The 9,767-nt window shown below is 64.2% G+C and carries 7 protein-coding genes and 2 pseudogenes; 7 read left to right on the top strand and 2 right to left on the bottom strand.

Annotation, left to right across the window (positions count from 1 at the left end):
* Positions 1-243 precede the first annotated feature (243 nt).
* The 3 genes and pseudogenes from P8R42_10315 to P8R42_10305 all read left to right on the top strand — a co-directional run bounded on the left by P8R42_10315 (position 244) and on the right by P8R42_10305 (position 3,936).
* Positions 244-432 (top strand): annotated as a pseudogene (locus P8R42_10315) (helix-turn-helix domain-containing protein).
* Positions 433-905: 473 nt separating this feature from the next.
* Positions 906-2,342, top strand: coding sequence for a glycosyltransferase family 39 protein (locus tag P8R42_10310; GenBank protein MDG2305032.1), 1,437 nt, complete (start codon positions 906-908; stop codon positions 2,340-2,342).
* Between the two features lie 46 nt (positions 2,343-2,388).
* Complete coding sequence (locus tag P8R42_10305) at positions 2,389-3,936, top strand: glycosyltransferase family 39 protein (protein MDG2305031.1); 1,548 nt, start codon at positions 2,389-2,391, stop codon at positions 3,934-3,936.
* 7 nt (positions 3,937-3,943) lie between these two features.
* On the opposite strand, the gene P8R42_10300 is transcribed toward P8R42_10305, so the two are convergent.
* Positions 3,944-4,360 (bottom strand): enoyl-CoA hydratase/isomerase family protein, encoded by a 417-nt coding sequence (locus tag P8R42_10300; GenBank protein MDG2305030.1) that lies wholly within the window; start codon positions 4,358-4,360, stop codon positions 3,944-3,946.
* Between the two features lie 129 nt (positions 4,361-4,489).
* Between P8R42_10300 and P8R42_10295 the strand changes: the two genes are divergently transcribed.
* The 4 genes and pseudogenes from P8R42_10295 (at position 4,490) to P8R42_10280 (ending at position 9,133) form a co-directional block, all read left to right on the top strand.
* Positions 4,490-6,172, top strand: a complete 1,683-nt coding sequence (locus P8R42_10295; protein MDG2305029.1) for a carboxylesterase family protein — start codon at positions 4,490-4,492, stop codon at positions 6,170-6,172.
* Between the two features lie 98 nt (positions 6,173-6,270).
* Positions 6,271-6,771 (top strand): alpha/beta fold hydrolase, encoded by a 501-nt coding sequence (locus P8R42_10290; protein ID MDG2305028.1) that lies wholly within the window; start codon positions 6,271-6,273, stop codon positions 6,769-6,771.
* Positions 6,772-7,262: 491 nt separating this feature from the next.
* Positions 7,263-8,012: pseudogene (locus P8R42_10285) on the top strand (DDE-type integrase/transposase/recombinase).
* A 71-nt stretch (positions 8,013-8,083) separates the two neighbouring features.
* A complete protein-coding gene (locus P8R42_10280; GenBank protein MDG2305027.1) occupies positions 8,084-9,133 on the top strand; it encodes a thrombospondin type 3 repeat-containing protein in 1,050 nt (349 codons plus the stop codon).
* A gap of 354 nt (positions 9,134-9,487) precedes the next feature.
* On the opposite strand, the gene P8R42_10275 is transcribed toward P8R42_10280, so the two are convergent.
* On the bottom strand, positions 9,488-9,679 hold the full coding sequence (locus P8R42_10275) for a hypothetical protein (protein ID MDG2305026.1): 192 nt from the start codon (positions 9,677-9,679) through the stop codon (positions 9,488-9,490).
* Positions 9,680-9,767 lie beyond the last annotated feature (88 nt).

Genomic DNA, 9,767 nt, shown 5'->3' with positions numbered 1-9,767 from the left:
GACGCAGCGAGCCGATGAAACGCTTGTCGGGGTGCAGGCGCAGACCGATTGGCCCGATCACCGCATGCACCTCGGCGATCGCTCGCCGCAGCTGCCAACGCGTACGCGCCAGCAGGACGAAATCATCCATGTAGCGCACGTGTTCGGGTTCAGAGACGGTTGGACCAAATAGGTCGATGAAATAAGAGACACTCCCGGCCCAAACGGAAGGAGAATCCGATGGGAAAGGGAGAAAGCGCGGAGAAGGTGATCCGCCTGGTAGAAGGCTCGGACCTGTCGGTGCACCGGACGCTTCGGGAACTGGGTGTGAGTCGCTCGACGTTCTACGTCTGGTACGAGCGCTACCGCGAGCACGGCGACGCTGGCCTGGAGCCGCGCAAGCCCGCGATGACTCGCGCAACATCCTGGCGTGGACGCTCGTCACGACGATGAAGGCGTCAGACGTGACCGAGACGCCGGACCTGGCGCGAGCGAAGACAGGCGTCGATGAAGTGCAGGTCGTGCATGTCATGGGCGGCGCGACACGATCCTCTCGCGCCGAGAACAGATCAAGAAGACGGCAATGGCTCGTCGTGTAGGCGGCAGAATCTACGCGCTGCGTAGTCGAGCAAACGTGCCGGAAATGTCTCTTAGAAATCCGGCCCACTGATCCCGACGTCTTTGAAGACGTGAACCGTCGCGCTATCGACTGCGATCCCGATACGGAGCCGTTCTGTCGCCCTGAGACCCAAAAGGGGCTTCATGTCGGCTATCCGCACGACTGCCCACCCGCGGGAAGCTGTGAGCGTTTCGTATTCGGGAGAATGACCCCTGGACATCGGGCTCCGTTGTTCCTCTCGGCGGTGGTCGGCTGCCATCAGCAGTGGTTGACATCCTGCACGATCGACTACATCAGGTTCCGAACCATGCCCATCGTCGACAGGACGGTCTCCTTGGCGGACCGTTATCCGTTGTGGAGCGGGCTGGTCGTCTTCTGTCTCCAGATCGGCGTTCGCGGCCCTGGCCTTGGACAGAGTGCTCTCTGGCTCGACGAATCCCTATCCCTACTGCGCACCAATTTTTCGACGCAGCATCTCCTGCGCTTCTCTGCAACGAACGAGAATCCTCCGGCGTACAACCTCATGCTCTCGGCATGGGTTGAGCTTTTCGGCCTGACGGAGACCGGCGCGCGTTCTCTCTCCCTGTTGGCCAGCGCGCTCGCCGGCGTGTTCTTGTTCCTACTTGCCAGACGCTTCTTCTCGGCGGAAGTCGCGGTCCTCGCGTCGCTTCTCTACCTCGACGCCGGGATGGTCTTGAACTATGCGCAAGAGGCCCGATCGTACAGTCTGGTCCTTCTCCTTTGCGTGGTGTCCTTCTATGTCTACTTCGCCCTACTCGAGCGACCGAGTGTTTGGCGCGCGGCGATTCTCTCCGTCGTCAACGCGCTTGCCGTGTACACGCACTTTACGGTTGCGATTGCCTTCCTGGCGCAGTTGGTCGGGTTGGCCGCTGTGCGACCTCCGGCTCGGACCGCCGGCCTCTACATCGTCAGTCAAATCGCCGCCGTCGGATTGTTTTCTCCCTGGATACCAGTCCTGGTCGATAGAGCGCCGGTGCCCGGCGTCTACTGGCTCGGTCCCCCAGGACGTGCGCAACTGCTGGACGCGATAGTTCAACTCGGTGGCGGCCCGGCAGCGGTTGCGGCGGAGGCGGGACTGGTCGTCGTGGGAGCCTGGATCCTCATGCTGCGTGGTGTCGACCACCGCGGCCTGGGCCCGCGCGTCTTCGCGCTTGCCTGGTGGGGGATCGCTTCGGTTCTGCTCTGCTTCGTGATTGCGCAGTGGACGCCGATCTTTCTCCCACGCTACGTGCTCTTCGCGCTTCCCGGGATCACACTTCTGACCGCGGTCATGCTCGAGGTAGCTGTGCCTAGTCGGGCCTGGCGGTGGGCAGCAGGAATCGCGCTCGCCGTGTCGTCGTTCATGCACGCCGACCTTAGCGCCCTCCCGAAACCCGATTGGCGCGTGGTTTCTGCTGTGGTGCAGGACCTCCGTCGAGAGAACGACCTGGTCTTCGTATCGCCCCCGTCTGGATGCCCCACTTTCGGGTTCTACTTTGATCGCGCCTCGTTTCTCGGGCCGCAAAAGCTCGTTCGCGGGCTTCGAGCACAGGGTGTGCATTGCGTCGAACAGGTCCCGGACCTTGGGGCAACTCGATGGGGGCGACCGGAGGCCATCGTGCTGGTGTTGAAGCCGAACTCGAAGATCGATGTCGACGCGACGGCACGAGATCGAGGTTACCGAGTGACGAGCGAGCGAGCGATTGATCGCGTCCGAGTCGTTTCGCTGGCCCGTGCCACGTAGGATGGACGGAACCGGAGCACGGAAGAGGTCCAGTTCCGCGGGCGCGTTGTCGTCCCTCGGGCTCCTGTTCGTTGTCGCGTTGGCGCTCCGGCTCTGGGGGAGCGTGCTGGGGCTTCCGCACGAGTATCTCCCCGACGAGAGCCAGAACCTCCGCGTCGCGACGGGTCTCGCCGGAAAGGACTACACGCCACCAGGAATCCAGCCCGGCTTCCTCTTCTACACGTTGGCTGCGGTGCTCCCCGTGTTGCGCGAGGCGGGGCTCCAGCTCGCTTGGATCGCCGGCGACGTAGGACAGCGAGTCCTGAGTACAGGCCTGTCTCTCGACCTGTGGGCGGGGCGAGCTTGGATGGCAGTTCTTTCGGCCGCTACAGTCGTGCCCTTGTATCTGATTGGCCTGCGAGTCTGGAGCGTTCCAGCTGGCCTCTTCGCCGCGTTCCTTTTCGCCGTCAACCCGGTCAGTATCGCTGCTGCGGGGTACATCAAAGAGGACACCCCACTGACGCTGTGGATGTCCGTGACGGCGCTGGCAGCAGTTCGCCGGCTCGAATCGCGCGCGCGAGGGGATGCTGCCCTCTGCGGTCTCGCTGCGGGGCTCTGTGCGGGGTCGAAGTTCTCAGGGGTCTCCGCCCTCGCGTTGGCCCTGCTCCCGGAGGTGTGGCTTCGACGGGAGCGCGCCGCGACACACTTCAGTCTCGTGGTCGCCATGGCTGCGATCGGGTTCTTAGCGACCACGCCCTGGATCATCTGGGACCCCTGGCATCTCGTCGAGGGGATGGAATATCAGGCGGCCTACGCGCTCGCGGGACATCACGATGGCATCTCGCTTCCGATATGGAAGACATGGGGGTTCTTTTACTTGACCCGTAGCCTGCTCCCCGCGATGGGGGTTGCCGGTCTAGCCCTCGCAGCGTGGGGAGCCCGTTCGTTGCTCCTGGCGCGCCGTGACTTCGCTCTGGTGCTGCTCGCATGGACGCTTGGCTACCTCGCGATGATGGAAGTCGTTCCGGCAAAGCCCTATCCCTTCTTTTCCCGTTACGTGATGCCAGGGCTAGCGGGCCTCTGCGTTGTCGGCGGCATCGGGCTGGCGGAATTGAGGGCCATGGCCGTCGGGGAGGTGCGGCTGCTCCGTCGGGTGTTTGCCGGGGTCGTTCTGTCGATCGCGTTAATCCTTCCGGCTCAAGTGGCAGGAAGGTTTGTCCATGGGATGTACCCGGACACGAGGGACCTCGCGCGCGACTGGATCGTTGACCATGCACGAGGGGGTCAGGTCTTCTTCGCCAGCCCGTATGCCCCGCCCCTGGCTGACGCGGGGTTCAAGGAATTCCATCTGACCTTGATCACCGAGAGCCGGCGATGCCGAACTTGGCCGCTGCATCTGGTGACGAGCAGTCTGGCCTTGGATCGCTTCCGGGAGAATCCCGAGGCGGCTTCGGAGCGGCGATCAAGGGTGATGGTGGCGGTTGATCGGGCTACCGCCGTAAAGAGCTTTCGATCAACTGCGCCTCGCTTCGGGTTCTCGAATCCAGAGATCGAGATCCTCCGTATCGATCCGAACTCCATGAGGCAGAAAGAGGCGCACGCATACGTCCGGTAAGGCGCCGTTAGGTCGGATGGGAGCCAAAAAGGGGCTTCATGTCGGCTATCCGCGCCATCTCGAGCGCCCCGGTGAAACACGCACCGTGGACCTTCGCGATGACGGGCCGCGCGCAGCGACGGAGCGCCAGATAGGCTCGACGGGCCGCGTCATCGAACACAGTGCCGATCTTCCCCGCCTGCGGCGTCTCGTTCTGCAGGACCTTCAGATCCACCCCGGCGGAGAAGGCCCGCCCGGCCCCCTCGAGCACGATCACCGAGACGTCCGACGCGGCATTCGCCGTCTCTGCGAGCTCGGCGATGCCGATCAGCATCTCCGGCCGGAAGGCATTCAGCGCATCCGGACGGTTCAGGCGAATCGTGAGAATCCGGTCTTTGAGCTCGGCTTCGAGGAACTCGGTGGTCGGGACGAGAGAATCAGGCATGCCAAGAGGCCTAACAAGCTTGGAACAGCCGGGCGATGGCGGTAACCTCCCCGCTTCGTCGGCGTCGGGATGGATCCGATGCGCGTGATCTGAGGGGGTGGTGAAGTGAGGATTCGAGGGAGAGATTCGGTGGCTGGTCTGGTTCGCTCATCGGTTCGGTCATGGACGGCGTTCATCCTCGCGGCGATGCTCGCCGCATGCTCCGACACGGAGAACGTGGGCTGCACGACGGATGTCGTCGGCACGACATCCGGTGACGTCTGCGGCCTCCAGCTCGACGTCGTCGATGCTCCCGACCTCGGGGTGGAAGGCTTCTTCGCAATTCCGTTCGCCGAGACGACGGCGGGCGACAATCGGTGGCGTCCGCCGATTCCCAAGGCCCGGATGGATGGGGTGTTCGACGCGACCGACACGGTCCCGGCGGCCTGCCCCCAATCGGATCCCGACTCGGAGTTCGGCGCGGGACGCAAGACTAGCGAGGATTGCCTCTCGCTGAACGTCTGGCGCCCGCTCGGCGTCCACGGCGGCGACTCCCGCCCCGTGATGATCTGGATCTACGGCGGCTCGTTCACCTCGGGCGGCACGAACATCCCGCTCTACGACGGCGCCTACCTCTCGGCGACGCAAGACGTCATCCTCGTCACGATCAACTACCGAGTCGGTGCGCTCGGCTTCCTCGCCGGCGTCGACGGACTCACCGGCAACTACGGCCTCATGGATCAGCAGCTCGCAATGCGCTGGGTGCAGGACAACGTCGCGGCGTTCGGCGGAAATCCCGACGACGTGACGATCTTCGGCGAGAGCGCAGGTGCGATGTCGGTGGGTCTTCACCAGCTCTCGGTGCCATCGAGCAGTGGGCTCTTCCGCGCGATCCTGATGGAGAGCAATCCGTTCGGGATCCCCTACAAAACCCTCGAGCAGGCCGTCCCGAGCGGGGAGCTCTTCGAGAAGTTGGTCGGCTGCGAAGATCAGGGCCTCACCTGCCTGCGGTCCGTGCCGGCGGACACCATCGTCGAGCAACAATCCAGCGAAGCGCTTCTGCTGAACAGTCTGGTCGGTGCCAGGCTCGCCGGGTTCCTCGTGTTCTCTCCGCTCATCGACGAGGACTTCCTCACCGGCGACCCGACGATCACCGCGCAGAACGGAGCGCTCGATCGCCCCACCGTCCTCGGCACGAATACCAACGAAGGCATCGTGTTCGTCGACGAGATCGCGAAGCTCGAAGGCGGAACCATCAGCGACACCGTCTACACCACCGTCCTGACGCTCCTCTTCGGCGCGGACATCGCGGAGGAGGTCCTGGTGCTGTATCCGCCGGACCCGAGCGGGGACAACTTCTTGGTTCTCTCGAGCGTCGCAACCGACTACCTCTTCGGCTGCGCGAACCGCTTCGTGGCGTCGCAGGCGCGCGAGGCGATCTGGGTCTACGAGTTCACGGAAACCGGCGTCAACATCTGGCCCGACATTCCTCAGTGCGTGGATGCGGCGTGCCACGGCGACGACGTCCCGTTCGTGTTTCACACGGATCGCCAGGTCGGCTACCAGTTCACGCCGGAACAGGCGCGGCTCTCCGACGAGATGGTCCATTACTGGGGGAGCTTCGGAACCGCGCTCGACCCCAATGCGCACGGCGGATTCCCGTGGCCTGGGTTCACCCCGGCCGGGCTCGAGTACCTCGTCCTCGATTCCCCCGAGCTATCGACGACGGTCGATCCCTACGGCAACTGCGACTTCTGGGACACGATCGGATACGATCTGAACGCGCCGACCGAAGCGGTGAACCGGGTGATGAACGCGGCCCTAGCAGACTGAGCGCGGCGCGAATCGTAGAGGGGGTGACGCCAGCACGACTTCCTGTACGGTTCGCCCATGCATCTGATTCAGACCTACGCACGGGCGGAGGCTCCGTCGTGACGCCTCTCACCGGCCCGGAAGTCCCGGTCACTGTGCGCACCGACGACGCACGGTTCGCGAACCTCCCCGGGTACCCGTTCACCCCGAACTACGCCGAGCTACGCAACCCTTACGCCGACGGCACGCTTCGCATGCACTACGTCGACGAAGGGCCGAAGGACTCGCCCGTGGTCTTGATGGCCCACGGCGAGCCGACCTGGTCGTACGTCTACCGGAAGATGATTCCCGTGTTCGCCGCGGCCGGCCTGCGCGCGATCGCGATCGACCACATCGGGTTCGGACGCTCCGACAAGCTCACCCGCCCGTCGCACTACACGTTCGAGACGCACATCGAGTGGCTACGGGAGCTCGTTCTGCACCTCGACCTGCGCGACATCACGATCGTCTGCCAGGATTGGGGTGGGCCCATCGCGATGGCCGTTCTCGCGCGCGAGCCGGACCGCTTCGCCCGCGTCGCCGCCGGCAACACGATGCTCCACACGGCGGAGGCTCCATGAGGCAGAAAGAGGCGCACGCATACATCCGGTAAGGCGCCGTTAGGTCGGATGGGAGCAGAAAAGGGGCTTCATGTCGGCTATCCGCATCACCAGCAGCGGTACGTGAGGCATCATCCAGTACGATGCCGGGGACGTGGGTCCGGTCGACGAGGTGATGGTCAAGTCGGTCAGATCATGGCGCCGGCAAGATGTGCGGCAGAGACTCGACCTCGATGCGAACTTCTTCCCCGCGGGACTACTCTCCAACGCGGGCGGAGGCGCCGTGACCGGCGGATAGCCGACATGAAGCCCCTTTTTGGTTCCAATCCGACCTAACGGCGCGACGGCTCCGCCGCGGCCGCTTGAACCCGAAATCCGGACCTGGCTCGAGCCTTCGCGGTGGCGGCTACCCGCCGTCCTGGGCAAATGGGCCCTTGATCCCGCCTACCGCCAACTGGACCTCGCTCCAGGCTTCGCGGTGGCGGCTACCCGGCGACCTGGGCAAATAGGCCGTTCATGTTTCCTACCGCCAGTCGCCTCGGGAGCTGGCCTGGCGGATGACGGATCGGACGGGCCAATTCATCTCGGAATCCAGCGTGTACAGGATCTTGAAGGCGCACGACCTGATCACGAGCCCAGCCTACCTCCTGATCCGCGCTGCCGATCGCTTCCAGCATCCGACCAAGCGACCGAATGAGCTTTGGCAGACCGACTTCACGTACCTGCGCGTGGTCGGCTGGGGCTGGTACTACCTGTCGACCGTGCTCGACGATTACTCACGCTACATCCTGGCGTGGCCGGTGAGCACGACGATGAAGGCGTCGGACGTGACCGAGACGCTGGATCTGGCGCGAGCGAAGGCGGGAGTGGACGAGGTGCGGGTCGTGCATCGGCCTCGGCTCTTGAGCGACAACGGCCCCTGTTACGTGTCGGGTGAGCTGGCGACGTATCTCGATCGTCACGGGATGGAGCACACCCGAGGAGCGCCGTACCATCCGCAGACGCAGGGGAAGATCGAGCGCTACCACCGGTCGATGAAGAACGTGGTGAAGCTCGACAACTACTACAGCCCGTGGGAGCTCGAGCGTGCGATCGGTCGCTTCGTCGAGCACTACAACCACCGGCGCTACCACGAGTCACTGGACAACGTGACTCCAGCCGATGCATATCATGGGCGGCGTGACGCGATCCTCACGCGCCGCGAGAAGATCAAGAAGAAGACGATGGCCCGTCGCAAGCGGCAGAATCTACGAGCCGCGTAGGCGGGCAAACGTGCCGGAAGTGTCTCTAAGAAATCGACCCCAAAGATCCCGACTCAGCTGACGACGTACAGATGAAGACCATGCTGCATCTTTTTCTGTTACTCCTGCTCGGATGTGAGCCGGGGTCGAACATGGAGAGCGCCGCCCCTGAGGGCCCGGGCCCAGCGCGTCCGCAGATCGGGAGCGGGAGCGGGAGCGGGGAAATCCTCGACCCCGACGCTCTCCGGCAAATGCTGCTCAACCGGGACCTCGATCAAGACGGCGTGGTCGACTACTATGACAACTGCCAGCTGCTCCCCAATCCAGACCAGCAGAATCAGGACGAAGATCTCGCCGGAGACCTCTGTGACGCATGTCCGAACGAGTCGGGAACGGTAGAGCTCGGGTGTCCATCGCGGGTGCGGCCTGGGGTCAGAGTGGGCCGGGACGATTGGAGAGGAATGTTCCGGGATGCCGATTGGGACCAGGACGGCGTACCGATGCCCCAAGACAACTGTCCGCTCGCGCGCAACCCACGCCAGGAGGACTCCGATGCCGACGGCTGGGGGGATCTCTGCGACCTTTGTTCCAGCGAGCCGTCTCCGGACACCACTGACGGATGCCCGTACGGCGAACGGTGGGCGGTGCAAGTGGCGATCGAGGAGGACCCGGAGGCCTTTTGCGTCGAGACCTGCCAGGAGCTGGAGACCTGCCACATGATCACGAGTCGATTTCCGGGAGCCACGGGCGAGTTGGTGGGCTCTCGCTGCGTCGATGCCTGCAGACAGGACCCGTCGTTGCGTGACAAGGTCATCGAGCTCGGGCGCTCCCGCAGGATCCTGACCACCTCCTGCGAGCTAGGGCAGGAGCTGGAGAACGTGTTCCGGGTGTGGGACCTGTTCGCGTGTGACCAACTGTATTGTCTCGATCTGCGAGAGACCTGCGGAGGCGAATACGGCCCCTATTTCGATCGGGACGACTGCATCCATATCTGCCTGGACTCCGGCGCATACGATCAGCAACGAACCAGCCTCACGCCCCCCACGGGGATCAACTGCCTGATCGAAAACGCCCAGTCGCTGCCACCTAGACAGCGATGCATTCTATCTCCGAGCGAGTACCCCGTGTGCCCCACCGGCTGATCGGGCCCGGGCAACGGCCAGAGGTCGGCGCGTCGGTTTCGCCGCGCCACTCTGCCGCCATCGCCCATGCCGATTCCGGGCCGGCGGGTGGCCCCAACGGCGGCCACCCGTGCGTCCGTAGCGACGTCCCTCGGTCCCGGGAGTAGTGCCGTCGGGGGCCACGGCGGATTTTCAGCGGATGCACCTCTCTCCCGCGCCACGAATGAAGTGCCCTCACGCATACGCGAGCGCGCACGCTCCATGCACCAGAACGAGCCACTGTACGTCGTCAGCTGAGTCGGGATCTTTGGGGTCGATTTCTAAGAGGCACTTCCGGCACGTTTGCCCGCCTACGCGGCGCGTAGATTCTGTCGCTTACGACGAGCCATTGTCTTCTTCTTGATCTGTTCTCGGCGCGTCAGGATCGCGGTGCGCGGCGTCTTCGCCGGCCATGCCAGTGGCCGCGAGGCCGCCGTCGCACGCGCCGCCGAACCGGCCGGACGAAGCCACCAGGCCCCAGCTCCGCCCGACGATGAGGAGGAAGCCAAAGAACCCAGGCGTCGCCATCACCGGTGGGCCGACCTGATGAGAAGAGCCTTCGACTGCGACGTTCTACGCTGCCCACAGTGCCCCGGCAGGCTTCGGTTCATCGCCA

The sequence above is a fragment of the Candidatus Binatia bacterium genome, from assembly GCA_029243485.1.
Lineage (GTDB): Bacteria > Desulfobacterota > Binatia > UBA12015 > UBA12015 > VGTG01.
This window is presented reverse-complemented; position numbering and strand designations above follow the sequence as displayed.

Bases quoted from the DNA above. Each gene is read 5' to 3' on its own strand.
- P8R42_10310 (MDG2305032.1), top strand. From the start codon at position 906: ATGCCCATCGTCGACAGGACGGTCTCCTTGGCGGACCGTTATCCGTTG.
- P8R42_10300 (MDG2305030.1), bottom strand. From the start codon at position 4,360: ATGCCTGATTCTCTCGTCCCGACCACCGAGTTCCTCGAAGCCGAGCTC.
- P8R42_10280 (MDG2305027.1), top strand. From the start codon at position 8,084: ATGAAGACCATGCTGCATCTTTTTCTGTTACTCCTGCTCGGATGTGAG.
- P8R42_10275 (MDG2305026.1), bottom strand. From the start codon at position 9,679: ATGGCGACGCCTGGGTTCTTTGGCTTCCTCCTCATCGTCGGGCGGAGC.